The sequence below is a fragment of the Kitasatospora sp. NPDC050463 genome (assembly GCF_040655255.1).
GTDB lineage: Bacteria > Actinomycetota > Actinomycetes > Streptomycetales > Streptomycetaceae > Kitasatospora.
The window spans coordinates 1-24766 of record NZ_JBFAJO010000001.1 but is presented as its reverse complement, the minus strand read 5'-3'; the positions used below and the strand labels follow the sequence as shown (position 1 = coordinate 24766).

Sequence of the window (24766 nt, the reverse complement as noted above, 5' to 3'; positions counted from 1 at the left end):
TTTCCGGACGGCGCAGCCCCTTCGGGGAGGCGGCCCGGCGTTCGCCCACTACGCTCGTTGTCATGACCGAGCACCAGCTTCCCCAGGGCTTCGAGACCCTCGCCATCCACGCGGGTCAGGAAGCAGACCCCCAGACCGGGGCCGTCGTCACGCCGATCTACCAGGTGTCCACCTACAAGCAGGACGGGGTGGGCGGCCTCCGGGGCGGCTACGAGTACAGCCGTAGCGCCAACCCGACCCGCACCGCGCTGGAGGAGTGCCTCGCGGCACTGGAGGGCGGCGCCCGCGGCCTGGCCTTCGCCTCCGGCCTGGCCGCCGAGGACACCCTGCTGCGCACCATCCTCAAGCCGGGCGACCACATCGTGATCCCCAACGACGCCTACGGCGGTACCTTCCGGCTCTTCGCCAAGGTCCTGACCCGCTGGGGCGTCGAGTTCTCCGTCGCCAACACCCAGGACCTGTCGACCGTCCGCGAGGCCCTGCGCCCCAACACCCGCGCGGTCTGGGTGGAGACCCCCTCCAACCCGCTGCTGGGCATCACCGACCTGACCGCGCTCGCCGAGATCGCGCACGGCGCCGGCGCGCTGCTGGTGGTCGACAACACCTTCGCCAGCCCCTACCTGCAGCAGCCGATCGCGCTCGGCGCGGACGCGGTCGTGCACTCCACGACCAAGTACATGGGCGGCCACTCGGACGTCGTCGGCGGTGCGCTGGTGCTGGCCGAGGCGGGCCTCGGCGAGAAGGTCGCCTACCACCAGAACGCGATGGGCGCCGTCTCCGGCCCGTTCGACGCCTGGCTGGTGCTGCGCGGCATCAAGACCCTCGGGGTCCGGATGGACCGGCACAGCTCCAACGCCGAGAAGGTCGCCGAGCTGCTCGCCGGCCACCCCAAGGTCAGCCAGGTGCTCTACCCGGGCCTGCCCGAGCACCCCGGCCACGACATCGCCGCCAAGCAGATGAAGGCGTTCGGCGGCATGGTCTCGTTCCGCGTCAACGGCGGGGAGGAGGCGGCGGTCGAGGTCTGCAACCGCGCGCAGCTCTTCACCCTCGGCGAGTCGCTGGGCGGCGTCGAGTCGCTCATCGAGCACCCGGGCCGGATGACCCACGCCTCGGTGGCCGGTTCGGCCCTGGAGGTGCCCGCCGACCTGGTGCGCGTCTCGGTCGGCATCGAGTCGATCGACGACCTGCTGGCCGACCTCCAGCAGGCGCTCGGCCGGTAGTCCTCCCCGCGAGGGCCTACGCGCCTTGCCGGCCCGCCGTGTACGACTCCATGGAGTGGTTGAAGCGGGCCAGCAGGGCGCAGAACACGTGCTGTTCCTCGGGCGCCCAGTCGGCCACCAGGCGGCGGGCCAACTCAGCCCGCCCGGCGCGGACTTCGGCCAGCCGACGGGCGCCGATCGGGGACAGTGCGAGCCGTACCGCACGGCGGTCGGCCGGGTCCTGGACCCGGCCGACCAGCCCGGCCGCGACCAGCGGGGCGACCTGCCGGGTGACGGTGGAGGAGTCGACGCCCAGCGCGTCGGCCAGGGCCTTGACGTTGGCGGGCCCGTGCCGCTCCAGCCGGTCGAGCAGCAGGTAGGCGGCCCGGTCCAGCGCGCCCACGCCGTCGGAGCTGCGGACCTGCTCCATGCGTCGGGCGAACACCGCCAGTTGGTACTGGAGTTGGGCGTGCAGGGGGTCGGTGCGGTCGGTGGCCTGGGGCGAGGTCGTCGTCATCGCGGCTCACGATCGTCGTGCGGTGAGGGAGGCTCAGAACCAGCAGCGTACGCGGGCCGGGCGGGCCCGGGAACAGTGCCGACGTCCCCGGTTGGCGGCGCCGCACGGCCTAGGCTGGCGGTATGCACAACTGGCCGATCACCATCGACGATGTCCGCGGAGCCCAGAAGATGCTCGCCGGGGTCGCCCGGGTGACACCGATGGAGGGCAGCCGGCACCTGTCCGCGCTGATCGGCGCGCCGGTCCACCTGAAGTGCGAGAACCTCCAGCGCACCGGCTCGTTCAAACTGCGCGGGGCGTACGTGCGGATCGCGGGTCTCTCGCCGGTTCAGCGGGCCGGCGGGGTGGTCGCGGCGAGCGCCGGGAACCACGCCCAGGGGGTGGCGCTGGCGGCCGCGCTGCTCGGGGTCCGCTCGACGGTCTTCATGCCGGTGGCCGCGCCGCTGCCCAAGGTCGCGGCGACCCGCGAGTACGGTGCCGAGGTCCGGCTGTCCGGTGCCACGGTGGACGAGGCACTGCGGGCCGCGCAGCAGTACTCGGAGGCGACCGGCGCGGTGTTCATCCACCCCTTCGACCACTGGGACGTGGTGACCGGCCAGGCCACCGTCGGCCTGGAGATCCTGGAGCAGTGCCCGGAGGTGCGGACCATCCTGGTCGGGGTGGGCGGCGGCGGGCTGCTGGCCGGGATCGCGGCGGCGGTGAAGCCGCTCCGCCCGGACGTGCGGGTGATCGGGGTGCAGGCGGCGGCCGCGGCCGCGTACCCGCCCTCACTGGCGGCCGGGCGGCCGGTGACGCTGGAGCACTACGCCACCATGGCGGACGGGATCATGGTCGGCCGGCCCGGGGACATCCCGTTCGAGGTGGTCAACGCCCTGGCGGACGGTGTGCGGACGGTCTCCGAGGACTCGCTCTCGCGCGCCCTGCTGCTGGGCCTGGAGCGGCTGAAGCTGGTGGTGGAGCCGGCCGGGGCCAGCCCGGTGGCGGCCCTGCTGGAGCAGCCGGGCTCCTTCGAGGGCCCAGTGGTGGCGGTGCTCTCGGGCGGCAACATCGACCCGCAGCTGATGCAGCGGGTGCTCCGGCACGGTCTGGCGGCGGCCGGCCGCTACCTGTCGCTGCGGGTGCGGCTGGCGGACCGGCCGGGCGCGCTGGCGGACCTGCTCGGGGTGCTCACGCGGGTGGACGCGAACGTGCTGGACGTGGCGCACGTGCGGATCGACCCGCACCTGGGGCTGACCGAGGTCGAGGTGGACCTCCATCTGGAGACCAAGGGGCCGGAGCACTGCGCGGCGGTGCTCGGCGAGCTGCGGGAGGCCGGGTACGTCGTCTCGCACTGAGTGCTGAGTGCTGAGTGCTGAGCGCTGAGGTACTGAGCGCTGAGGGTCGAGCGCCCGAGCATCGAGCGCCTGGGGCTCGGGCGCCGGCGCACTTTCGGCCCCCTCGGAGCGAAAACCGAGTCGCCCGCCCGCCCGCGTTCGGGGCAAAGTGGGACAGACCACTGGAATTCGCTCAATCGATAGCGCCCCTATCGTCCGAGGAGATGAGGCAGGCCATGGCGCCAGCCATCCAAGCCGAGAACCTGGTGAAGACCTTCGGTGACGTACGAGCCCTGGACGGCGTCAGCCTCGACGTCCCCGAGGGCACGGTGCTGGGGCTGCTCGGCCCGAACGGAGCCGGCAAGACCACCACCGTGCGCGTCCTCACCACCCTTCTCCACCCCGATTCCGGCCGTGCGGTGGTCGCCGGGGTCGACGTCCTCAGGCACCCCAACAAGGTCCGCAGCCTGCTCGGCCTCTCCGGTCAGTACGCCGCGGTCGACGAGTACCTCACCGGGTTCGAGAACCTGCAGATGGTCGGCGAGCTGTACCAGATGACCGGCCGGGCCGCGAAGGCCCGGGCACTGGAGCTCCTGGAGTGGTTCAACCTCTCCGAGGCCAAGGACCGCACCGCCAAGACCTACTCCGGCGGCATGCGGCGCCGGCTCGACCTGGCGGCCGCGCTGGTCGTCCGGCCGCCGGTGATGTTCCTGGACGAGCCGACCACCGGCCTCGACCCGCGCAATCGGCTCGCCCTCTGGGAGGTCATCGAGACCCTCGTCGAGCAGGGCACCACGCTGCTGCTCACCACCCAGTACCTGGAGGAGGCGGACCGTCTCGCCCACGACATCGCCGTGGTCGACCACGGCCGGGTGATCGCCCGCGGCTCCGCCGACGAGCTCAAGGCGCAGATCGGCGGCGAGCGGATCGAGGTCGTGGTGCACCGCGCCGACCTCGTCGCCGCGGCCGTCGGGGCACTGTCCGCGTACGCCAAGGGCGACCCGGCGGTGGAGAAGAACACCCGCCGGATCACCGTGCCGGTCAGCGGCGGCGCCAGGGTGCTGGCGGACGCCATCCGCGAGCTGGACGCCCGCTCCATCGAGATCGACGACATCGGCCTGCGCCGGCCGACCCTGGACGACGTCTTCCTCTCGCTCACCGGCCACGTCACCGCGGCGGAGGACGAGGAGAACCGCGCCGCCGACAGCGGCCGGGGCAAGGGGCACGGCGGCCACGGCAGGGGCCGGTCCGGCGAGGACGGCCAGGATCCCGACGAGCGGGCCGTCCCGGCCGGGAAGGAACTGTGAGATGACGACTGCCACCGACCACGCCATCGGCGGGGCGGTACCCAAGCAGCGCCGGGGTGCGGCCGCCACCCTGCACGACTCCTGGGTCGTCGCCAGGCGCAACCTGCGCCGGATGACCCGGATCCCCGAGATCGTGGTCTTCGGGCTGATGCAGCCGGTGATGTTCGTGCTGCTGTTCTCCTACGTCATGGGCGGGGCCATCCAGATTCCCGGGACGCAGGCCAGCTCCGACTCGTACATCCAGTTCCTGATGGCCGGCATCTTCGCGCAGACCGTCACCTTCGCGACGGCCGGCGCCTCCGCCGGCATCGCGGAGGACATGACCAAGGGGCTGGTGGACCGCTTCCGCTCGCTGCCGATGGCCCGCTCGGCGGTGCTGGTCGGCCGCACCCTGGCCGACCTCTGCCAGACCGCCTTCACCCTGGTCGTGCTGGCGGTGGTGGCGCTGCTGGTCGGCTGGCGGATCCACGAGGGTGTGCCGAAGGCGCTCGCCGCGTTCGGGCTGCTGCTCCTGCTCGGCTACGCGTTCTCCTGGATCGGCGCGCTGATCGGCCTCTCGGTCCGCAGCCCCGAGGCGGCCACCTCGGCCGGACTGATCTGGCTCTTCCCGCTGACCTTCATCTCCAACGCGTTCGTGCCGATCAGCTCGATGCCGGGCTGGCTGCAGGGGATCGCCTACTGGAACCCGTTCAGCGCCACCGTGCAGGCCTGTCGCAACCTGTTCGGCAACCAGGTCGGGCCGGTCGACAGCGCCTGGCCGATGCAGCACGCGGAGCTGGTGTCGGTGCTCTGGTCGCTGCTGATCACCGCGGTCTTCTCCTGGCTGTCGGTGCGCAAGTACCGCTCGGCCGCGGGCTGAGCCCGGCCGGCGCCCGGCCCGGGACGCGCCGAGGGCGGCCGTGGAGGAGTCCACGGCCGCCCTCGGCGTCAGGTGCGGGGATCAGCCGTTGTGCGGCTTGACCTCGGTGACGGTGACCGAGGCGGCCTTGCCGTTCGGCAGCTCGTACGTCGCCTCGTCGCCGACCTTCTTGCCGTCGATGGCGCGGCCCAGCGGCGACTGCGGGGAGTACACGTCGAGCTCGTCGCTGCCCGCCATCTCGCGCGAGCCCAGGAGGAAGGTCATGGTGTCGTCCGCGTCGCCGTCGAAGGCGACCGTGACGACCATGCCGGGGGCCACCACACCGGAGTCCGCGGGGGCCTCGCCGACCTTGGCACGCTCCAGGAGCTGGGTGAGCTGGCGGATCCGCAGCTCGTACTTGCCCTGCTCCTCCTTGGCCGCGTGGTAGCCGGCGTTCTCCTTGAGGTCACCCTCTTCGCGCGCCGCCTCGATCTTCTGGGCGATCTCGATGCGCCAGGGGCCGCTCAGATGCTCCAGCTCGGCCTTGAGCTGCTCGTAGCCGGACTGAGTGAGCCAGGTCACGTTCTCGCTGGTCTGGGTCACGGGTGCTCCTCGTAGGTGCTGGGGCTGTGCTGAGGGTGTGAGTCGTCAGCAGGGTGGCGGTGGAGATATCGGTCGTAACTACAAAGCAACGCCCGCTCCCGGACCTCTCGGTGCGGAAGGGGCGAAACCACGAGCCTAACAACTCCCGCCGACAAGCGGGAGGGCCGTTGGCGCGTCATTGACGACAGCATTGCGCCGAGGTGTACAGGATCGGTGTGCAGGACATCCTGACGGATTCCCGCTCCTCTGATCGAATATTCGCCCGGGCGGGTCGCGATCGCCGGAGCCTACTCGGCCGGGGTGCATCCCAGCAGCTGGGCGGTGGTGCCGCGGGCGGTGGTGCGCAGGCTGACCACGGCGTCGTAGTCGGCGCCGGAGGCGGGGACGGGGAAGTCGGCCACCCCGACCACCGCGCCGTCCTCGCCCTGCGAGCGGACGGTGCAGCTGCCCGCCGTGCCGGCGCTCTTGCGCACCGCCAGGTGCAGCTGCAGCTCGGTGTCCGAGACCGCCTGGAAGGAGGGGACGCTGCCGTTGATGGTGGTCTCACGGATCAGGTACGAGCCGCCCAGCCAGGCCACCAGGCCCAGCGCCAGCACGCCGCAGACCGCGCCCGCCACCTTGAGGCGGCGGTCGGACTCGCGGTCGCCGTGCCGTCCGTAGCGCCCCTCGGGCAGCTGCGGGGTGGTCGTGCCTGCGCTCATCGGGCTCAGTCCTCTCCGGGAGGTACCCCCCGCGGTGGTGCCGGGGGAATGCGACGCTCCTCCAGTCCGTCACTATAGGAGGGGCACGCCCGCGGCCGGTCCGGCGGGGGCGCTGCTCGGCCGTGTCGGCGCCGAGCCGGCGGCGTGGCGAGGTCGTGCCGCGGCGCACTCGGCGGCAGGCCCGCGGTGACGCGGCCCGAACCGAGCGGCTCGGACGGTGGGCAGACCGGACTTCGCGGAAGGCCCAGACATTGTGGAAGGAACGCACGCGTTGACTGAGCAGTTGCGACTGATGGCGGTGCACGCCCACCCGGACGACGAGTCCAGCAAGGGCGCTGCCACCATGGCCATGTACGTCGATCAGGGGGTGGACGTGCTGGTGGCCACCTGCACCGGGGGGGAACGCGGGTCGGTCCTCAATCCGAAGCTGCAGGGCAAGCCCGAGATCGAGGAGAACATCCACGAGGTCCGGCGCAAGGAGATGGACGAGGCGCGCCGCATCCTCGGGGTCAAGCAGGCCTGGCTGGGCTTCGTCGACTCCGGCCTGCCGGAGGGCGACCCGCTGCCCCCGCTGCCCGAGGGCTGCTTCGGCCTGCAGGACGTCGAGGTGGCGGCGGAGCCGCTGGTCCGACTGATCCGCGAGTTCAAGCCGCAGGTCATCACGACCTACGACGAGAACGGTGGGTACCCGCACCCGGACCACATCATGACCCACAAGATCACCATGCTGGCCTTCGACGCCGCCGGTGACCCGGACGCCTACCCGGACGCCGGCGAGCCCTGGCAGCCGCTGAAGCTCTACTACAACCACGGCTTCCCGATGGGCCGGATCCGCGAGCTGCACGCGTACCTCACCGAACACGGCCACGAGTCGCCGTACGGCGAGTGGATCGAGGGCTGGGAGAAGAGCGGCCGCAAGGAGCGCGAGATCACCACCCGGGTCCGCTGCGAGGACTGGTTCGAGACCCGGGACCGCGCGCTGATCGCGCACGCCACCCAGATCGATCCGGACGGGCCGTGGTTCCGCGTCCCGCTGGAGGTCCAGCGCGAGGTCTGGCCGACCGAGGACTACGAGCTGGCCCGGACCCTGATCGACGTCGACCTGCCGGAGGACGACCTGTTCGCCGGTCTGCGCACCCCCAGCCTGGCGGCCGAAGCGGCCGACACGCGCGACTGAACCACCCCCCGATGGCCCGGCTCCCCGTGAGCCGGGCCACCATAGAGATATGAGTGCCCCCGTGAACCTCACCCACCTCGCCGCCGAGCTCGCCCTCGACGAGACCAAGGTGACCCCCGGACTGCTGGGCTTCGTCGTCTTCGCCGCCCTCGGCGTGGCCACCTGGTTCCTGGTCAAGTCGATGAACAAGCAGTTCAAGCGCGTCGACTTCGTCGAGGAGCCGGAGGCTCCGAAGGAGTGAGGCTCAGCCCCCGCCGCGCGCTCAGGCGCAAGGACGGGGGCATGCCGCACCGTCTCGCGGACCCGGCCCCGCCGTATCCGCGGCAGCGTGCCGACAACCCGGTCGGCCGGTAGGCGGCGGGGCCCCGAGGCCTTCGACCGGGCGCGCCGGCGGGCGGCACCGGCGGCGAGGGGGCTATGCGGCGGGCAGGAGGTGGTCGCCGATCCTGTCGGTGCTCAGGCACAGGGAGCAGACCACCGCGTCGTGGGTGGTGCAGGCGGCCAGATCGGGTCGCTCGTAGGACTGGTGGCAGACGTGGCAGTCGAGGGTGACCGCGCTGAGGTTGCCGTCGGTGTCCAGAAGCGGCTCGTCGATGCCGTCGTCGGTGCGGCGCAGGTAGTACCTGCCCTTGGTGACGACGGCCATCAGGGGCGTGAGGACGAAGGCGATGACGGCGGCGGCGACGGGGGAGTAGGGCTGGAGGGTGTCGCCGAGCGCGTGGAAGTACATGCCGATGGACAGGCCCGAGGCCGCGACGAAGGCGACCACGCCGACCGGGTTGACCGCGTGCAGCATGCCCCGGCGGAACTCCGGCTGGAGCGGGGAGATCTTGAGCAGGTACTTGTTGATGCCGATGTCGGTGGCCACGGTGACGACCCAGGCGATGGCGCAGTTCGAGTAGAAGCCCAGGATGCTGTTGAGGAAGCTGAACATGTCGGCTTCCATCAGGACGAGCGCGAAGCCGAGGTTGACCAGGGCGAAGACCATGCGGCCCGGGTAGTGCCCGGTGACGCGGGTGAAGGAGTTCGTCCAGGCGAGCGAGCCGGAGTAGGCGTTCGTCACGTTGATCTTGATCTGGCTGATGACGACCAGGGCGAGGGCGAGCGGGACCACCATCCAGGACGGCATCATCGCGTCGAACGCGCCGCGGAACTGCTGGATCGGCTCGGTCGCGACGGACGGTCCGACCTTGGCGAGGACGTAGACGGCGAGGAAGACGCCGATGGCCTGCTTCAGCGCGCCGAGCACGACCCAGCCCGGGCCGGCCATGACCACGGCGGTCCACCAAGTGCGCTTGTTGGCCTCGGTCTTGGGCGGCATGAAGCGCAGGTAGTCGATCTGCTCGCCGATCTGCGCGATGAGGGACAGGCACACGCCCGCGCCGAGCAGCACTGATGCGGTGTTGATGCCGCCGTCGCCGTCCGTACCGGCGTAGCCGAGGAAGCGCTCGACCGTGCCGGGGTCCTGGGCGACCAGGTAGACGAGCGGGGCGACCATCAGCAGCAGCCAGACCGGGGTGGTCCACACCTGGAGCTTGCTGAGTGCCTTCATGCCGTAGATCACCAGTGGGAACACGATCAGCGTGGAGACCAGGTAGCCCAGCCACAGGGGGAGTTGGAGGCCCAGCTTCAGCCCCTGGGCCATGATCGAGCCTTCGAGGGCGAAGAAGATGAAGGTGAAGCTGGCGAAGATGACGCTGGTGAGGACCGAGCCGTAGTAGCCGAAGCCGGAGCCGCGGGTGATCAGGTCGAGGTCGATGTTGTAGCGGGCGCCGTAGTAGGCGAGGGGAAAGCCGGTGACGAAGATGACCGCGGCCGCGACGGCGATCGCGACCAGTGCGTTGCCGGTGCCGTGGGTGAGGCCGATGCCGGCGCCGATCGAGAAGTCGGCCATGTAGGCGATGCCGCCGAGTGCCGTGGTGGCCACGACCATGGGGGTCCAGCGACGGTAGGTGCGGGGCGCGAAACGGAGGGTGTAGTCCTCCAACGTCTCCTTGGTCGCCTGGCTTGTCGGGGAGTGCGATGTCGTCGCCGACTGCGGCGACTCGGTGGCGGTCATGGGATGCCCTTCGGGGGTGCGGGCTGGGGGGAAGGAGAGCGGTGGCACTCCCGGGTGGCGCCGTCGACAGCCGGGGAATCGGGGCCGGGCGTGATGCCCGGGGGTTCGGGAGTGGTCGGCCTGCTTCAGAGACGGTCGGCGTGCAGGGCCATCTGCGTCATCGCGCGCTGGGCACGCTGCAGCACCACGGCCGTCGAGTCGCCGACGTGGGCGTGCAGGGCCCGGTAGCCCTAGTCGAGCCGTCCGTCCCGGACGAACTCCATGATCTCGATGTGTTCCGTGATGGTCGTCTCCACCCGGATACGCTAGGAACCGCTTGTTTCCCGGAGAGTTCACCCGTCGTGAACGCATCGTTTCCAAGGTCTCACCGCGGGCCGCGGGTGGATCGCTTCCTGCCCGGCCGGTGTCTCGTGGGCGAGGACGGCGACGAGGGCGACGAGGGCGTCGAAGCCGCCCCCGCGGCGCGCACGGTCGTCCTCGGCGAACCGTGGCCGTCACGCCGATGCCTTCCCGGCCGACGAGGTCTCGGCCGGGAAGGCATCAGTGTGACGGAGGGGACGAACGCGGCCCGTCGAAGGGCGGGCCGACCGGCTGCGTGCGTCTACTTGAGCGCTGTACCACCCGAGTTGTGGTACGCGATCGTCTTGTTGATCAGGTTCCCGCCGTCGGTCTCGGGCGTGGTCTGTTCCGACCAGCCGGCGCCAAACAGGAGGGCGCCGACGTGTGCGTTCGCCACCTGGTCCATGTGCGAGAAGAACCAGTCGACCTTGTCGTCCTTGTAGTGGCCGGGGGTGTTGTTCTGCGCCATGTTGCCCAGGGGGATCTGCCACAGGACCACCGGCTTGCCCACCGCCTCGGACATCGTCTTGTAGAACGCGAGGGCGGCGAAGCCCTTCTGGTCGTTCCAGTAGGTGTCACGGCTGCCGTGGGCGGGCAACGCGTACCAGCCCGCGTCGCGGTCCGTCACGTCGGTGACCAGGAAGTCGGCGTTCTTCGCCCCGAGGTCCGCGTAGTCCTTGGCGCACTGCGCGGTGTTCTGCTGCCAGTCGAAGCAGGACAGGTGCAGTCCCACCCCGGCGTTCGGCGCGTACTTGTGCCCCATCGCGATCATGCACTGGGCCAGGCCGGAGGCGCTGTTCTCCTGCGATCCGCAGTCCGTCGGGTTCGCGGCCTTGACCTGCGCGGCGACCTGGTGCGGGTTGCCGAGCGACCGGACGTAGCCCCAGAAGTCCGGCTCGATGTCGACCATGTCCTGCGCGTTGCCGATCTTCTGGAGGAAGAAGCGGTAGTCGTTCAGGTACTTGGTGAGCAGGTCGGCCCGGTTGATGGCCTGGACCTCGCCGGGACCGTCGCCCTGGCCCGCCATGTCTCCGAGGTCGCGCAGCGAGTACCAGGTGAAGAGAGTCTTCTGCGGGCGCGGCTTGCCCTGGTACGTCGCCTTGGACGCGCGGTCCTTGTACAGGGTCACCTGGGTGCCGGGCGCCGTGGTGTCGCCGGTCCAGCAGCCCCACCAGCCTGACCACTCGGGCTTGCAGCGCGAGGCCGTGTAGGCGTCGGACGAGGGCGCGGGCTGGCTGTGGATGTAGGCGTACCGCACGTCGAACGGCGCGGCGTTCGCCGTGGCGTCGTCCATCATGCCGCCGAGGAGCACCGTGCTGCTGCCCATGAGCTGCTTCGCCGAGCTGCCGCCGGCGGGGGTCGGCGTGGCCGGCGGCGCCGACGCCGGGCGGGTACCGCTCGGAGTCTGGCTCGCCGGCCCGCTGCCGCCGGGCGTGGCAGGGGTGGTGGGCGTGGCGCTGCTGCCGGAGTTCCCCGCGTTCCCGGTGCCGCCGGCGCTACCGGCCGGTACGAGCTGCCACTGCTGCTGGGGGCCGTTCCAGTCGTGGTACTGGGCGATGCGGCTCCCGTCGGTCTTGGAGCCGCCCGGGACCTCGACGGCCTTGCCGCTGTGGCGGTTGATCAGGCGCACGTAGCCGTCCGACGACTTCTCCAGGTGGAACTGCTGGTTGGCGCCGTTCAGGTCGCGCCACTGCACCAGCTCGGAGCCCTCGGTCGTCGACCAGTTGTAGGCGTCCAGCACCTTGCCGGAGTTCCGGTTCTGCAGCCGGTAGTTCCCGTCACCCGAGTCGATGAACTTCCACTGCTGGTTGGTCGCGCCCGTGCGGCTCCACTGCGCCAGCGGAGCACCGTCGTTCGTGGCGAAGCCGTAGTCGTCCAGTGCCTTGCCGGTGCTGCGGTTGACCAGCATGTACCAGGAGTTCGTGTCCACGGTGGTTCCCGCCGAGGCCGTGTTGACCACGGCCACGGAGCCGCCCACGATCGCCAGGCCGACGGCTGCCCAGAAACCCCGGCGCTGGTACAGCCGACGGCGGCGATGCGTCTGCCGCTGACCCGGCAGGGCCGAGCGGAACGACGGGCGACCCCGGTGGGCGCGACCGCCGGGGGGCGATGCCTCCGACGGTGTGGAGGGGCGAGGGGACATGTCGGTGCTCACTTTCAGCCGCTTCCTCTGACCGGCCCGCCTGGCCGGACGACACTTGGTTGTCACCGGCGCCGAAAAGGTTGCCCCGGCCCGCGAGAATCCTTTCGGCCGCCGCCCGCCGGGCTGCGATCGCACCGTCGGGTGGGGCGGCGGGCGGGGTGACACGCGGCTGACGGCCGGCCGGTCGGGGGCGACGGTGGCTGTCGTGCACCCGCACCGGCGGTGGACCCGACGCCTCATCGTGCGCCGGACCAGAACGAACGCGGCCGGAACCGCGCTCGGCTGCGTCCCCGTGTCGGTTGGCCGGGGCACCTGGGCGTGCGGGACCATGGAGCATGCCCAATCGACTCGCAGGCGCCACGTCTCCGTACCTCTTGCAGCACGCCGACAACCCCGTTGACTGGTGGCCCTGGGGGCCCGAGGCGTTCGCGGAGGCCGAGCGGCGCGGGGTGCCGGTCCTGCTGTCGGTCGGGTACGCGGCCTGCCACTGGTGCCATGTGATGGCCCACGAGTCCTTCGAGGACGACGCGCTGGCCGCGTACGCCAACGAGCGGTTCGTCGCGGTGAAGGTCGATCGTGAGGAGCGGCCGGACGTCGACGCGGTCTACATGGAGGCGGTGCAGGCGGCGACCGGGCAGGGCGGCTGGCCGATGACGGTCTTCCTCACGCCCGACAAGGACCCGTTCTACTTCGGGACGTACTTCCCGCCGGAGCCCCGGCACGGGATGCCGTCCTTCCGGCAGGTCCTGGAGGGCGTCGACGCGGCCTGGCGGGACCGGCGCGAGGAGGTCGGCGAGGTCGCCGCCCGGATCCGGACCGACCTGGCCGAGCGCGCCTCGGTGTACGCCGTCGGTGGCGGGGTGCACCAGCCGCCGGGCGAGCCGGAGTTGCACGAGGCGCTGGTCGCGCTCAGCCGGGAGTTCGACGCCCGGCGCGGCGGCTTCGGCGGCGCGCCCAAGTTCCCGCCGGCCATGGTGATCGAGTTCCTGCTGCGCCACCACGCCCGGACCGGTTCGGCGGCCGCGCTGGAGATGGCCGTGCGGACCTCCGCGGCGATGGCCCGCGGCGGCATCCACGACCAGCTCGGCGGCGGCTTCGCCCGGTACGCGGTGGACGCGGACTGGGTCGTCCCGCACTTCGAGAAGATGCTCTACGACAACGCGCTGCTGCTCCGCGCCTACCTGCACCTCTGGCGGGCCACCGGCTCCCCGCTCGCCCGGCGGGTGGCGCTCTCCACGGCGGACTTCCTGCTGCGTGAACTGCGCACCCCCGAGGGGGCGTTCGCCTCGGCACTGGACGCGGACAGCCTGGACCGGGCGAGCGGCGCCTCGGTCGAGGGGGCGTACTACGCGTGGACGCCGGGGCAGCTGGCCGAGGCACTGGGGGAGGCGGACGCCGCCTACGCCGCGGCGCTCTACGAGGTGACCCCGGCGGGTACCTTCGAGCACGGCTCCTCGGTGCTGCAACTGCTCTCCGACCCGCAGGACGCCGAGGCGGCCGAGCGCGTCCGGGCCGGGCTCTTCGCCGCGCGGGCCGAGCGGCCGGCTCCCGCCCGGGACGACAAGGTGGTCGCCGCCTGGAACGGACTGGCCATCGCCGCGCTCGCCGAGACCGGTGCGCTGCTGGAGCGGCCCGACCTGATCGAGGCCGCCGAACGCGCCGCCGACCTGCTGCTCGCCGTCCACCTCACGCCCGACGGCCGGCTGCTGCGCACCTCCCGGGACGGCCGGGCCGGTGCCAACGCGGGCGTCCTGGAGGACTACGCGGACACCGCCGAGGGCTTCCTCGCGCTGTACGCGGTGACCGGCGCGGCGGAGTGGCTGCAACTGGCCGGCGGGCTGCTGGACACCGTGCTGAAGCACTTCGCCGACGAGGCGTCCGGCGCGCTCTACGACACCGCCGACGACGCCGAGGAACTGATCCGGCGCCCGCAGGACCCGACCGACAACGCGACCCCGTCCGGCTGGACGGCCGCCGCGGGTGCGCTGCTCACCTACGCCGCGTACACCGGGTCGGCGCGCCACCGCACGGCCGCCGAGCGGGCGCTCGGCATCGTCGGGGCGCTGGCCACCCGGGCGCCGCGGTTCATCGGCTGGGGACTGGCCGTGGCCGAGGCGCTGGTGGACGGCCCGCGCGAGGTCGCCGTGGTCGGCCCGGCGGGGGATCCGGCGACGGCCGCGCTGCACCGGGCGGCCCTGCTGGGCACCGCGCCCGGAGCGGTGGTCGCGATCGGCGAGCCTTCGGTGGCCGGGTCGGCGGACGGCGGGTCGGACGGCGCCGAGGTGCCGCTGCTGGCGGACCGGCCGCTGGTGGGCGGCGCGCCCGCCGCGTACGTCTGCCGGCACTTCGCCTGCGACGCGCCGACCACCGATCCGGCGGAGCTGGCCGAACGGCTGGGCGCTGCGGAGCGGTAGCGGTGGCGCCCGCTGGGTGGCAGTGGTGACGGCGGCGGAAAAGAGTTTGTACGCGGCGTGGTGAGCCGGTGAGAATCCGTCATGGCCTGGACTCTGAGTACCTCGCTCGACGATTTCCGCGTGCAGGCGGGCGATTTCCTCGACGCCAGCCCGGCCGAGAACACGGTGCTGCTCACCGTCGCCCACCGGCTGGCCGCGCGCGGACCGAACGTCTTCGGGGAGCATGCGCCGGTCTTCGGATGGTGGCGCCGCGAGCCGGGCGGTCCGGTCGAGGGGGCCTACCTCCAGACGCCGCCGTTCAGTCCGCGCCTCGCGGTGATGCCCCAGGCTGCCGCGGCCGAGCTGGCCGGCGCGCTGGCCTCGGCCGGTGCCGGGTTCGCCATGGTCACCGGGGTGTCCGGCGGCGAGGCGGCGGTGCGGGCGTTCGCCGCCGGGTGGCAGGCGGCCACCGGTGCCGAGGCTTCCGTCCAGGGCAGTGAGCGGCTCTACCGGCTGGGCGCGCTGACAGCGCCGCCGCGCCCGCCGGCCGGCCGTCACCGGCTCGCCGGGCCGGCCGACCGCGGGTTGCTGATCGACTGGTACGAGGAGTTCCTGGTCGAGGCCGGGGTCGGGCTGCCGGACGTCCCAGGCGCCGTGGACGAGCGGACGGCCGGTGGGCTGCTCCATGTCTGGGAGGACGGTGGAAGTCCGGTCGCGATGGCCGGGAACAGCCCGGTGATCGCCGGCATGTCGCGGATCGGCCCGGTCTACACCCCGCCTGAGCAGCGCGGCCGCGGCTACGCCAGTGGCGTCACCGCGGCCGCCTCGGCGTACGCGCTCGCGCAGGGCGCCACCGAGGTGCTGCTCTACACGGATCTGGCCAACCCGACCAGCAACTCGATCTACCAGCAGCTCGGTTACCGGCCGGTGGAGGACTGCCTGACGGTGGGCTTCGGGAGCTGACGGCCGGCCACCCGTCGCCCGCCCGCTGCGGGGCCGTCACTCCCAGTCCCACCGGACGCCGAGCAGGCAGGGCTGCAGGGCCGTCGCCACCAGGTGCACGCAGTGGTGGCCGTCGAGGGTCAGCTCCTCGGTCTCGTAGGGACTTTCGCCGGGGGAGCGGAGGGCGAAGCGGTGGCAGCGGACGGGCAGGGCGTCGGGGTGGAAGGTGACCTGGAGGACGTACTGGCCGGCTCCGGAGTTGAAGCCGCGGACGTACTCGCAGCCGGGCGTGGGTGACGGGCTGTCGTCGAAGCCGTAGCCGAGCAGGTGGGTGTCGCCGGCCCGCAGTCGGCGGTCGAGGAGGAGCTCGGCGACCAGCAGGTCGTGGGCCTGGTCGCGGCGGATCCGGCCGGGGCGGCAGTTCTCCTCGGCGCGCACGCCGACCCGGGAGATGTCGCAGCCGGGATCCCCCTGGTAGAGGGCCAGGTAGCGGTCGATGCCGTCGCGGTGGGCGCGCAGCGCGTGCTGGGAGTCGCGACGCAGCAGTTGGCGGTCGGCGCCGATCCGGATCCGCTCGATGTGGGTGATGGTGTGCAGCCCGGTGTCGCGCGGGCTCGCGAGGGCGGCGAGCAGGTCGTCGACGGCGGCGGCCGGGGAGATGAGGTCCCGGTAGGGGCGCACGGGTGGGCCGGTCGGGTCGGCGGGGGTGGCCCGGCGGGGGCCGAGCAGCCGGGTGAGGGAGTGCTCGGGGAGTTCCAGGACCTCCTCCAGGGCCTGGACCGCGCGCAGCGACTCGGGGCGGTCGGGTCGGCGGCGGCCCTGTTGCCAGTAGCTGAGGCTGGTGACGCCGACCTGGATGCCGCGCAGGGCGAGGTGTCGGCGGATGCGGTGCAGGGCGAGGCCGCGGGCGGCGATGGCGGTGCGCAGGGCCACGTGGAACGGGCCGGTGCGCAGGGCGGTGGCGAGGTCGGCCTGGTCGCTCCGCTGCATGGCGGCCTCCTCGGTGGGCGGGCAGTGCGGACACCGGTTGGTCGTGAATATTCACATGTGGAAGGCGGTTTGTCACCGGTCGGGGCGTGCCGCGCGGGCGTTTCCGGGGTGGCGTTCACACCTGGGAGGGGTCGTTCACATCGCGGTTCGCGGGGCGTGAAGGCCGTTGACCAGCCTCTGTCAACGGCGCGATGCTCGGTGACGCGATCCGGACCGCACCCAGCAGGAACCCCCACTCCTCTGCCGTGCAAGGAGAAACTCCCCCATGCCAGTTCCACGGATACGTCTGCGCCGCGCCGTCGCGGTGCTCGCCCTGGGCGTCCTCGGCCCGGCGATCAGCGTCGCGGCCACCACTCCGGCCTCGGCCGCGCCGGCCCCCACCGGTGCGTCCGCCCAGGTCCGTCCGGCCGCGGCGCCGGGCAGCACGGCCGATCTGGCCGGCACGTTCAGGAAGCTCAACATCACCATGCAGCAGCAACAGCAGTCGAACTGGTGCTGGGCGGCGAGCGGCAACACCATCGCCACCTGGTTCGGCTACGGCTACAGCCAGAACCAGTTCTGCAACGCCGCGTTCGGCCGCTCGACCAGCTCCAGCTGCCCCAACAGCCAGGCCACGTTGGGCGATGTGCAGAACGGCCTGAGCTGGGTCGGCATCAACCCCGGCTCGTACGTCACCGGGTACCTGCGCTACAGCACGGTGCAGACCGAGGTGAACGCCGACCGGCCGATCGAGACCCGGATCCAGTGGAGCTCCGGCGGCGGCCACATGCACGTGGTCTACGGCTACGACACCGGTAGCAATTGGGTGTACTGGGGCGACCCGTGGCCCTCCAACACCCGCTACAACTGGGCGGACTACAACTACTACGTGTCCAACGGCACGTTCTCCTGGACCCACTCCCTGTACCGGATCGGCGCGTGAGGGCGACCATGACCAGCATCCGTAACGCGGCCGTCGCCGTCCTGCTCGCCGCCGGCCTCGGCCTGGCCGTCACCCCGGCCGCCCAGGCGGACACCCCGGCCGGCACCCTCGCCGGTACCCCCGCGCCGGTCGCCGCGGCCGACCTCGCACAGGCCCGCGGCGCCGTCCAGGACCCGGCCGTCCTGGAGCGGTTGGGCCACTTCTTCGCCCGCCAGGGCGTTCCGCCGACCCAACAGCTCACCATCGGCGCGGCCGAGGAGGCGCGGGCGGCGAGCGCGGCCGCGCCGAGGCTGGCGGGCGACACCGTGCCCGTCTACACCCTGGACGCGGACTTCGTGGCCGGTTCCCCGGGAGCACCGGTGGCGAAGGCCGAGTACACCGCCAGCAAGGCCGTCTCGGCGGACGGCCAAGTGGCCTCGGTCTGGACGGTGAACCAGGGCGGGAGCTGGCGGGTGGTCAACATCGCCTCCGGCGGTGACGAGAGCGACTACGCGGCCCGGGCGGCGGGCGGTGGCGGCGGGACGGCCTTCCGCGAGCCGCAGCTCAACGCCTGGTACGTGCTGCGGGACGGCCGGGTACTGCCGCTGGACGACGAGGCGCGGCGCTCGGTGGGCGAGGCCGGGGTGAGCCTGGCCGCCTACCAGCGGCTGGTCCACCAGCGGTACGGGGACAAGCTGCCCGGCTCGGCGTACGACCGGGCCGGCAAGGGCGGCGGCTACCAGCCGGACGCCACCGGGCAGCAGACGGCCGCGGCGGGTGGCGGCAGCGCGCTGCCCGCGGTCACGGCGGCCGCGGCCCTGGGCGCCACCGCGCTGGTGGGCGCGGGCGTCGCCCTGCGGCGGCGGGCGGGTGCCCGGCGCGGGTAGCGCGCCCACCGGCTGGGCGGCGGCGGGGTCCGGCACGGCGGTCGGGCTCCGCCGCCGCGGTCGGGCGTCGCGGTCCGCCGCCGCGGTCGGGCGCTGCCGTCGGGCGCTGTCGCCGGGCCCGGGCGCCGTCCGGCCGAAGGCCCGGGGAGCCGTGCGTCGATCCGCCGGGATCGACCGGACGAGGACTAGAGGCCGGTGAAGCCGCGCTCCAGCACGGCGAAGGTGTGGTCGACCAGGTCCGCGAGGTCCTCCCGGCCGTCGCTCTCGGCCCACCGCAGGGCGGTCTCGGTGGTCGCCGCCCCGATGGCGGCCGCGGCGATCCGCATCTCGAAGGTCGGCTCCTCGACGCCGTGGCGCCGGGTCAGGACGTCGAGGTAGAGCCGCTGCGGGTCGTTGGCGGTCTCGTGCATCCTGGCGCGCAGCGCGGGGACCTCGTGGACCAGGCGCATCCGGGTGAGCAGTTCGTCCCGTTGGTCCTGGAGCAGTTCGCGGACCAGGCCGACGAGGGCCTCCCGGCAGGACCGCAGAAACGGTTCGTCAGAGGGTCGGGCCAACAGCGCGGTGACCATCGCCGGGTCGTACTCGTCGCTGAGGACGAGGTCCTCCTTGGTGGCGAAGTACCGGAAGAAGGTGGACTGCGAGACCTCGGCCGCCGCCGCGATCTGCTCCACGGTGGTGCTCTCGTAACCCTGGGCGGCGATCAGCCGGTAGGCCTCGCGGCGGATCGCCTGGCGGGTCTTCAGCTTCTTCCGCTCGCGCAGCGACAGCGGCGCCTCCAGCATCGCCTGGACCGTGTGGGCCGGGTCCGCCGGGGGCGCCGTGGTCGGCTGCGTTGCGCTCATACCTTCGATTATCCGTGATCGGCGGCGGGGACGGCGGCGGTCTCCGCCGCCGGGTCGGCACCGGTGGCGACGCGCGCCTCGGCGGCCGGCATCCGCAGCGCGACCAGCACCGCCGACAGCAGGGCGATCACCCCGGAGACCAGGAGGACCACCGTCATGCCGTGGACGTAGGCGGCGTGGGCGGAGGCGGTCAGCGCCTGGTCCCCCGAGGCGGCGGCCACCGTGTCGGCGGCGACCACCGACTGCTCGGCCCGGTGCGCGGCGTCGGCGGGCAGCGCGGCGGTGTCCAGCGCGCCGCGGTACGAACCGGCCAGCAGGCTGCCGAAGACGGCGACCCCGATCGCGCCGCCGACCTGGCGCAGTGTCTGCATCAGCCCGGAGCCGACCCCGGCCCGGGCCGGTGGCAGGGTGAGCAGGGCGGAGGCCTGGGCGGTGATGAGCGACAGACCCATGCCCAGGCCGAGCAGGGTGAGCCAGACGGCCGCCAGGCCGTAGCCGTCGGAGACGGCGGTGCGGCTGCCGAGCAGCAGGGCGGCGGCCAGCGAGGTCAGCCCGAGGGCGATCACCGCCCGGGGACCGATCCGGGCGACCAGCCCCTCGCTGAGCCGGGCGGCCACCATCAGCCCGAGCATCATCGGCATCAGCCGCAGGCCGGTGCCGAAGGCGTCCTCGCCCAGCACGCTCTGGAAGTACAGCGGCAGCACGAAGAACGCGCCGAAGAGCACCAGCGAGACCAGCGTCGCGGCCACCGCGGCCCAGCGGAACGTCGGGTCCGCGAGCAGGGTGAGGTCGAGCATCGGAGCGCGCTGGTGGCGGCTGCGCAGTACCAGGACGGTGAGGGCGACCACTGAGCCGCCGAGCATGCCCAGTACCAGCGGGTCGGCCCAGCCGCGGTCGGGGCCCTCGATGATGCCGTAGGTCAGCGCGGCCAGACCGCCCGCGCCGAGCACGGTGGCGAGCACGTCGATCCGGGGCGCGGTGGGATTGCGGGTCTCCGGGAGCAGCAGGACGCAGGCGACGATGCCGATCACCGTCAGCGGGACGTTGATCACGAAGATCGAGCCCCACCAGAAGTGCTGCAGCAGGAAGCCGCCGATCAGCGGGCCGAGCGGAGTGCCGGCGGCGAGCGCGGCGGAGAGGATCGCGGTGGCGCGGCGCTGTTCCCCGGCCGGGAACAGACCGGGGATCACCGCCATGGACATCGGCATCACCAGGGCGCCGGCCAGGCCCATCGCGGCGCGGGCGGCGACCAGGGTGCCGGGGCTGTCGGCCAGCATGCCGACGGCGGAGGCGAGGCCGAAGAGGGCGAGGCCGACGGTGAGGGTGCGGCGGCGGCCGAAGCGGTCCCCGAGCAGGCCGGCCGGGAGCATCGCGGCGGCGAAGACCACGGTGTAGGAGTCGACGATCCACTGCTGCTGCCCGGTGGTGGCCTGCAGCTGGGAGGCCAGGGTCGGCAGGGCCACGTTGAGGATCGTCATGTCGAAGCTGATGACCAGGACGCTCAGCGCGACGGCGACCAGCGCCAGCCAGCGGCGTGGATCCGGGGCGGGCGGGGCGGGTGGAGTGGGTGGGGCGGGGACAGCGGGCGTGGGCACGGCGACCTCCGGAGCTTCGGGGGAGTTACTGTCAAATGACAGTAACTCCCAAAAGGTGGTTGCCGTCAACATGTCGGGGGCTCGACAGGGCCACGTCACGCTCCGTGACGTGTCCTGGAAGTGCGCGTTCCGCACAAGGAATTGACGCAACGTTGATCTGGCGTTCGCTGCCTCGGGGCGACTCCGGGTGACTGACGGTAGATACGATGTGGCAATCGGTCAGTGCGTGCCGAAGCGTGCCGAGAGGCGCGCCGAGGCGCGCCGAGAGCGGAGAAGGGGTGGGGCGGCAGGAGCCGACCACGAACCCGGCGCGGGAAGGGGAGTCGAATGGCCGGCAGGGAGTCGAGCGCCCAGGTCTGGGGTGCGGCAGTGGTGGTGGCGTCCGCGCTGGCCGTGGTCGCGGCCTATCTGATCAACGGTGCCGCGCTGGTGCTGGGGGTCGCCGGGGTCGAGGTGCTGCTGCTGATGGTGTACGTCGGCCGGCGCTGGCAGCTGCTGCACCAGCAGGCCGGGCCGCGCGACCGGCGGCCGGGGCGCCGGCACCGTGCGGGGCGCGGCATCCCGGACGCCGCGCACTGCGAGCGCTGCCGCCGGGCCCGTGAGGCGCTGGACGCGCGGCAGGACGGTTCCCGCCCGTACGGGGCGCGCGAGCAGCTGATCCGCGAGTATCCGGGGCGGGGCGCGGGTCACGACCGTACGGCCCGCGAGCGCGTCGCGCGGGAGCGGCCGGGATACGACCGGCCGGGGCACGAGCGGCCGGGGCACGAGCGTCCGGCGTACGAGCGTCCGGGGCACGACGGCCCGGCGCCCGAGCGGCCGGACCGTGGCCGGCCGGGCAGGCCCGGCCCGGAGTGGACGGCGGAACGGGCGGCCGCCCGGTCGCTGGACCGGCCGACCGCCCGTCGTGGGGCGCCGGGTTCAGCCGGCCGCGCTGTACGCCACCAGTGAGACCCCGACGTACTGCACGATGAAGGCTCCGAGGGTGAAGGCGTGGAACACCTCGTGGAAGCCGAACCAGCGCGGTGAGGGGTTGGGTCGCTTGAGTCCGTACACCACGCCGCCGACGCTGTAGAGCACCCCGCCGACGATCATCAGCACCAGCACCGCGACCCCGCCGGTGCGCAGGAAGTCCGGCAGGAAGAAGGCTGCGGCCCAGCCCAGCGCTATGTACACCGGCGTGTACAGCCAGCGCGGCGCGCCGACCCAGAACACCCGGAACGCTATCCCCGCCAGCGCACCTCCCCAGACCGCCCAGAGCAGCACCTGCTGCGCGGCGCCGTCCAGCAGCAGGATGGTGAACGGGGTGTAGGTGCCCGCGATGATCAGGAAGATGTTCGCGTGGTCGAGGCGGCGCAGTACGGCGTCGCCACGCGGTCCCCAGGTGAAGCGGTGGTAGACCGCGCTGACCCCGAACAGCAGCCAGGCGCTGACCGAGTAGATCGCGCAGGCGATCTTGGCGGGTGTGGAGTCGGCCAGGCAGATCAGCACGATCCCGGCGGCCACCGTGGCGGGGAACATCCCGGCGTGCAGCCAGCCTCGCCAGGTCGGCTTGCTCTCCGCACGCTCCGCGCTCTCCAGGAGCTCAGCAGTCATGGGCTGCATGCTACCCGCTACCTACGCATCCGTAGGTTACTGACGCGTAGGAAGTGGTGATCATCACTACTTGGACGTTTTGGAGTATTAGGAGGTCTGGAGTGAGGGGTCGGGCTGGGCCGAAGGCGACCCATTACCAGCAAGTAACTAGACTGAATGTAGTAAAAGATGAGTCAATTTCACCGTCGCGCCGTATTCGGGGCTTGAGGCCGGAGCTACGCTGCAAGCACCCTCAAACCCCCGCTACGCCGTCTCCGTGCCGAGATGGCGTGAAACGGAGCGATCGTGTCGTACGAGAACCTCGCTCTCAGCGCATCCGCGCCCACCCGCCACAAGCGCCTGCTGGCCTGGGTGAGCGAGATCGCGGAGCTCACCCAGCCGGCTCGCATCGAGTGGTGCGACGGGTCCGAGGAGGAGTACCAGCGCCTCGCGGACCTGCTGGTGGCTCAGGGCACCTTCAGGAAGCTCGACGAGAAGAAGCGCCCCAACTCCTACTACGCCGCCTCGGACCCCACGGACGTGGCGCGCGTCGAGGACCGCACCTACATCTGCTCCGAGCAGGAGAAGGACGCCGGTCCGACCAACAACTGGAAGGCCCCCGCCGAGATGCGGGAGGTCTTCCAGGGCGAGAGCGGTCTCTTCCGCGGCGCGATGAAGGGCCGCACGATGTACGTCGTGCCCTTCTCGATGGGCCCGGTCGGCTCTCCGCTGGCCGCCTACGGCGTCGAGATCACCGACTCCGCCTACGTGGCCGTGTCGATGCGTGTGATGACCCGCATGGGCCGGGCCGTGCTGGACCAGCTCGGCGAGGACGGCGACTTCGTCAAGGCCGTGCACACCGTCGGTGCCCCGCTCGCCGAGGGCGAGGCGGACGTGGCCTGGCCGTGCAACAGCACCAAGTACATCTCGCACTTCCCGGAGACCCGGGAGATCTGGTCCTTCGGCTCCGGCTACGGCGGCAACGCCCTGCTCGGCAAGAAGTGCTACGCCCTGCGCATCGCCTCCACCATGGCCCGCGACGAGGGCTGGCTGGCCGAGCACATGCTCATCCTCAAGCTCACCCCGCCGAACGGCGAGGCCCGGTACGTCGCGGCGGCCTTCCCGTCCGCGTGCGGCAAGACCAACCTCGCCATGCTCCAGCCGACCATCCCGGGCTGGAAGGTCGAGACGATCGGCGACGACATCGCCTGGATGCGCTTCGGCGCCGACGGGCGGCTCTACGCGATCAACCCCGAGGCCGGCTTCTTCGGCGTGGCCCCCGGCACCGGCATGGACACCAACGCCAACGCCATCGAGACCCTCTGGGGCAACACCGTCTTCACCAACGTCGCGCTGACCGACGACGGCGACGTCTGGTGGGAGGGCCTGACCGACGAGCCGCCGGCCCACCTGACCGACTGGCGCGGCAACGACTGGACGCCGGAGTCCGGCACCCCGGCCGCCCACCCGAACGCCCGGTTCGCCGTTCCGGCCGCGCAGTGCCCGACCATCGCCCCCGAGTGGGAGGACCCGGCGGGTGTGCCGATCTCGGCCATCCTGTTCGGCGGCCGCCGCGCCACCGCCGTCCCGCTGGTGACGGAGTCCTTCGACTGGCAGCACGGTGTCTTCCTGGGCGCGAACATCGCCTCCGAGAAGACCGCCGCCGCCGAGGGCACCGTCGGCGAGCTGCGCCGCGACCCGTTCGCGATGCTGCCCTTCTGCGGCTACAACATGGGTGACTACTTCGCCCACTGGCTGAAGGTCGGCGCCCAGGCGGACGCCGCCAAGCTGCCGAAGATCTACTACGTGAACTGGTTCCGCAAGAACGGCGAGGGCGACTTCGTCTGGCCCGGCTACGGCGAGAACAGCCGCGTGCTGAAGTGGATCGTCGAGCGCCTGCAGGGCACCGGCGAGGGCGTCGAGACCCCGATCGGCGTGCTGCCGACCGTCGAGGGCTTCGACCTGGACGGCCTGGACCTCTCCGACGCGGACCGGGACCTGCTGTTCACCGTGGACGCCGACATCTGGCGTCAGGAGGCCGCGCTCGTCCCGGCCCACCTGGAGCTCTTCGGCTCCCACACGCCCACCGAGCTGTGGGACGAGTACCGAGACCTGGTCGCCCGCCTCGGCTGAGCCTGAGCCTCAGCCGGCGAGTAGTGGTGGGTGCGTGGCACGAATCGCGCACCGACCGAGCGACAGGACGGCCGGAGCCCCGCGGACGATCTTTCCCCGACCAAGGAGATCGTCCTGACCGGGACTCCGGCCGTAGCTTTTCCCGACCCGCGGCGACCCGCGGCGACCCGCGGTGACCGGCAACGGCCCGCGGCGGCCCGCAGCGACCGGCCCCGGCGGGCGGGAGCTATCCACCTCCCTGCGACCGTTGATCGCCACGCTGCTTCACCACCCGGTGACCACCCTGGGCCACCTCGCCGCCGAGTGCGAGATCCC

At 72.2% G+C, this 24766-nt stretch carries 21 protein-coding genes; 12 read left to right on the top strand and 9 right to left on the bottom strand.

Annotated features, from left to right (window positions below):
• Window positions 1-62 precede the first annotated feature (62 nt).
• Window positions 63-1220, top strand: a complete 1158-nt coding sequence (locus tag AB0J08_RS00105; RefSeq protein WP_360624230.1) for a cystathionine gamma-synthase — start codon at window positions 63-65, stop codon at window positions 1218-1220.
• Window positions 1221-1236: 16 nt separating this feature from the next.
• On the opposite strand, the gene AB0J08_RS00100 is transcribed toward AB0J08_RS00105, so the two are convergent.
• Window positions 1237-1716: a MarR family transcriptional regulator gene (locus AB0J08_RS00100; RefSeq protein WP_360624227.1), complete on the bottom strand. Its 480-nt coding sequence runs from the start codon at window positions 1714-1716 to the stop codon at window positions 1237-1239.
• Between the two features lie 122 nt (window positions 1717-1838).
• On the opposite strand from AB0J08_RS00100, the gene ilvA reads away from it, so the two are divergent.
• The 3 genes from ilvA (at window position 1839) to AB0J08_RS00085 (ending at window position 5195) form a co-directional block, all read left to right on the top strand.
• A complete protein-coding gene (gene ilvA / locus AB0J08_RS00095; protein WP_360624224.1) occupies window positions 1839-3050 on the top strand; it encodes a threonine ammonia-lyase in 1212 nt (403 codons plus the stop codon).
• 215 nt (window positions 3051-3265) lie between these two features.
• Window positions 3266-4336, top strand: a complete 1071-nt coding sequence (locus AB0J08_RS00090) for an ATP-binding cassette domain-containing protein (RefSeq protein WP_360624221.1) — start codon at window positions 3266-3268, stop codon at window positions 4334-4336.
• A gap of 1 nt (window position 4337) precedes the next feature.
• Entirely contained in the window at window positions 4338-5195 is an 858-nt protein-coding gene (locus tag AB0J08_RS00085) for an ABC transporter permease (protein WP_360624218.1), read from the top strand.
• Between the two features lie 81 nt (window positions 5196-5276).
• Here the strand turns inward: AB0J08_RS00085 and greA are convergent, their stop codons facing one another.
• Complete coding sequence (gene greA / locus AB0J08_RS00080; protein ID WP_360624216.1) at window positions 5277-5777, bottom strand: transcription elongation factor GreA; 501 nt, start codon at window positions 5775-5777, stop codon at window positions 5277-5279.
• Between the two features lie 287 nt (window positions 5778-6064).
• Complete coding sequence (locus tag AB0J08_RS00075; protein ID WP_360624213.1) at window positions 6065-6478, bottom strand: DUF4307 domain-containing protein; 414 nt, start codon at window positions 6476-6478, stop codon at window positions 6065-6067.
• A 271-nt stretch (window positions 6479-6749) separates the two neighbouring features.
• Here AB0J08_RS00075 and mca point away from each other — a divergent pair, with 271 nt between their 5' ends.
• Window positions 6750-7655, top strand: coding sequence for a mycothiol conjugate amidase Mca (gene mca / locus AB0J08_RS00070; RefSeq protein WP_360624210.1), 906 nt, complete (start codon window positions 6750-6752; stop codon window positions 7653-7655).
• A gap of 49 nt (window positions 7656-7704) precedes the next feature.
• Window positions 7705-7896 (top strand): hypothetical protein, encoded by a 192-nt coding sequence (locus AB0J08_RS00065; RefSeq protein WP_329489368.1) that lies wholly within the window; start codon window positions 7705-7707, stop codon window positions 7894-7896.
• A 174-nt stretch (window positions 7897-8070) separates the two neighbouring features.
• Here AB0J08_RS00065 and AB0J08_RS00060 read toward each other — a convergent pair whose 3' ends face one another.
• Together AB0J08_RS00060 and AB0J08_RS00055 are read right to left on the bottom strand one after the other, a co-directional pair.
• Window positions 8071-9714 (bottom strand): allantoin permease, encoded by a 1644-nt coding sequence (locus AB0J08_RS00060; protein WP_360624207.1) that lies wholly within the window; start codon window positions 9712-9714, stop codon window positions 8071-8073.
• A 601-nt stretch (window positions 9715-10315) separates the two neighbouring features.
• The gene (locus AB0J08_RS00055; RefSeq protein WP_360624204.1) at window positions 10316-12031 is read right to left on the bottom strand and encodes an RICIN domain-containing protein; all 1716 of its coding nucleotides are present in this window, start codon (window positions 12029-12031) and stop codon (window positions 10316-10318) included.
• A 500-nt stretch (window positions 12032-12531) separates the two neighbouring features.
• Here AB0J08_RS00055 and AB0J08_RS00050 point away from each other — a divergent pair, with 500 nt between their 5' ends.
• Window positions 12532-14610, top strand: coding sequence for a thioredoxin domain-containing protein (locus tag AB0J08_RS00050; protein WP_360624202.1), 2079 nt, complete (start codon window positions 12532-12534; stop codon window positions 14608-14610).
• 81 nt (window positions 14611-14691) lie between these two features.
• Window positions 14692-15552, top strand: coding sequence for a GNAT family N-acetyltransferase (locus AB0J08_RS00045; RefSeq protein WP_360624199.1), 861 nt, complete (start codon window positions 14692-14694; stop codon window positions 15550-15552).
• Window positions 15553-15588: 36 nt separating this feature from the next.
• Here AB0J08_RS00045 and AB0J08_RS00040 read toward each other — a convergent pair whose 3' ends face one another.
• Complete coding sequence (locus AB0J08_RS00040) at window positions 15589-16521, bottom strand: hypothetical protein (RefSeq protein WP_360624196.1); 933 nt, start codon at window positions 16519-16521, stop codon at window positions 15589-15591.
• A 265-nt stretch (window positions 16522-16786) separates the two neighbouring features.
• On the opposite strand from AB0J08_RS00040, the gene AB0J08_RS00035 reads away from it, so the two are divergent.
• Window positions 16787-17443 (top strand): papain-like cysteine protease family protein, encoded by a 657-nt coding sequence (locus AB0J08_RS00035; protein WP_360624193.1) that lies wholly within the window; start codon window positions 16787-16789, stop codon window positions 17441-17443.
• Window positions 17444-17451: 8 nt separating this feature from the next.
• Entirely contained in the window at window positions 17452-18309 is an 858-nt protein-coding gene (locus tag AB0J08_RS00030) for a hypothetical protein (protein WP_360624190.1), read from the top strand.
• A 185-nt stretch (window positions 18310-18494) separates the two neighbouring features.
• Here the strand turns inward: AB0J08_RS00030 and AB0J08_RS00025 are convergent, their stop codons facing one another.
• Both AB0J08_RS00025 and AB0J08_RS00020 read right to left on the bottom strand, forming a co-directional pair.
• The gene (locus AB0J08_RS00025) at window positions 18495-19151 is read right to left on the bottom strand and encodes a TetR family transcriptional regulator (protein ID WP_360624188.1); all 657 of its coding nucleotides are present in this window, start codon (window positions 19149-19151) and stop codon (window positions 18495-18497) included.
• Between the two features lie 8 nt (window positions 19152-19159).
• Entirely contained in the window at window positions 19160-20746 is a 1587-nt protein-coding gene (locus AB0J08_RS00020; RefSeq protein ID WP_360624185.1) for an MFS transporter, read from the bottom strand.
• Between the two features lie 327 nt (window positions 20747-21073).
• Between AB0J08_RS00020 and AB0J08_RS00015 the strand changes: the two genes are divergently transcribed.
• Window positions 21074-21694, top strand: coding sequence for a hypothetical protein (locus tag AB0J08_RS00015; protein WP_360624183.1), 621 nt, complete (start codon window positions 21074-21076; stop codon window positions 21692-21694).
• Here the strand turns inward: AB0J08_RS00015 and AB0J08_RS00010 are convergent.
• Window positions 21665-22348, bottom strand: coding sequence for a hemolysin III family protein (locus AB0J08_RS00010; protein ID WP_360624181.1), 684 nt, complete (start codon window positions 22346-22348; stop codon window positions 21665-21667). The genes AB0J08_RS00015 and AB0J08_RS00010 overlap by 30 nt on opposite strands.
• A 276-nt stretch (window positions 22349-22624) precedes the next feature.
• Between AB0J08_RS00010 and AB0J08_RS00005 the strand changes: the two genes are divergently transcribed.
• On the top strand, window positions 22625-24451 hold the full coding sequence (locus tag AB0J08_RS00005) for a phosphoenolpyruvate carboxykinase (GTP) (protein WP_360624178.1): 1827 nt from the start codon (window positions 22625-22627) through the stop codon (window positions 24449-24451).
• Window positions 24452-24766 lie beyond the last annotated feature (315 nt).

What these genes read in the sequence shown, in the direction of transcription:
- AB0J08_RS00015 (WP_360624183.1), top strand. Translation starts at nt 21,074, where the DNA reads ATGGCCGGCAGGGAGTCGAGCGCCCAGGTCTGGGGTGCGGCAGTGGTG.
- AB0J08_RS00035 (WP_360624193.1), top strand. Translation starts at nt 16,787, where the DNA reads ATGCCAGTTCCACGGATACGTCTGCGCCGCGCCGTCGCGGTGCTCGCC.
- AB0J08_RS00050 (WP_360624202.1), top strand. Translation starts at nt 12,532, where the DNA reads ATGCCCAATCGACTCGCAGGCGCCACGTCTCCGTACCTCTTGCAGCAC.
- ilvA (WP_360624224.1), top strand. Translation starts at nt 1,839, where the DNA reads ATGCACAACTGGCCGATCACCATCGACGATGTCCGCGGAGCCCAGAAG.
- AB0J08_RS00085 (WP_360624218.1), top strand. Translation starts at nt 4,338, where the DNA reads ATGACGACTGCCACCGACCACGCCATCGGCGGGGCGGTACCCAAGCAG.
- AB0J08_RS00065 (WP_329489368.1), top strand. Translation starts at nt 7,705, where the DNA reads ATGAGTGCCCCCGTGAACCTCACCCACCTCGCCGCCGAGCTCGCCCTC.
- AB0J08_RS00010 (WP_360624181.1), bottom strand. Translation starts at nt 22,348, where the DNA reads ATGCAGCCCATGACTGCTGAGCTCCTGGAGAGCGCGGAGCGTGCGGAG.
- AB0J08_RS00030 (WP_360624190.1), top strand. Translation starts at nt 17,452, where the DNA reads ATGACCAGCATCCGTAACGCGGCCGTCGCCGTCCTGCTCGCCGCCGGC.
- AB0J08_RS00090 (WP_360624221.1), top strand. Translation starts at nt 3,266, where the DNA reads ATGGCGCCAGCCATCCAAGCCGAGAACCTGGTGAAGACCTTCGGTGAC.
- AB0J08_RS00025 (WP_360624188.1), bottom strand. Translation starts at nt 19,151, where the DNA reads ATGAGCGCAACGCAGCCGACCACGGCGCCCCCGGCGGACCCGGCCCAC.
- AB0J08_RS00100 (WP_360624227.1), bottom strand. Translation starts at nt 1,716, where the DNA reads ATGACGACGACCTCGCCCCAGGCCACCGACCGCACCGACCCCCTGCAC.
- AB0J08_RS00040 (WP_360624196.1), bottom strand. Translation starts at nt 16,521, where the DNA reads ATGCAGCGGAGCGACCAGGCCGACCTCGCCACCGCCCTGCGCACCGGC.
- AB0J08_RS00060 (WP_360624207.1), bottom strand. Translation starts at nt 9,714, where the DNA reads ATGACCGCCACCGAGTCGCCGCAGTCGGCGACGACATCGCACTCCCCG.
- AB0J08_RS00075 (WP_360624213.1), bottom strand. Translation starts at nt 6,478, where the DNA reads ATGAGCGCAGGCACGACCACCCCGCAGCTGCCCGAGGGGCGCTACGGA.
- AB0J08_RS00045 (WP_360624199.1), top strand. Translation starts at nt 14,692, where the DNA reads ATGGCCTGGACTCTGAGTACCTCGCTCGACGATTTCCGCGTGCAGGCG.
- AB0J08_RS00105 (WP_360624230.1), top strand. Translation starts at nt 63, where the DNA reads ATGACCGAGCACCAGCTTCCCCAGGGCTTCGAGACCCTCGCCATCCAC.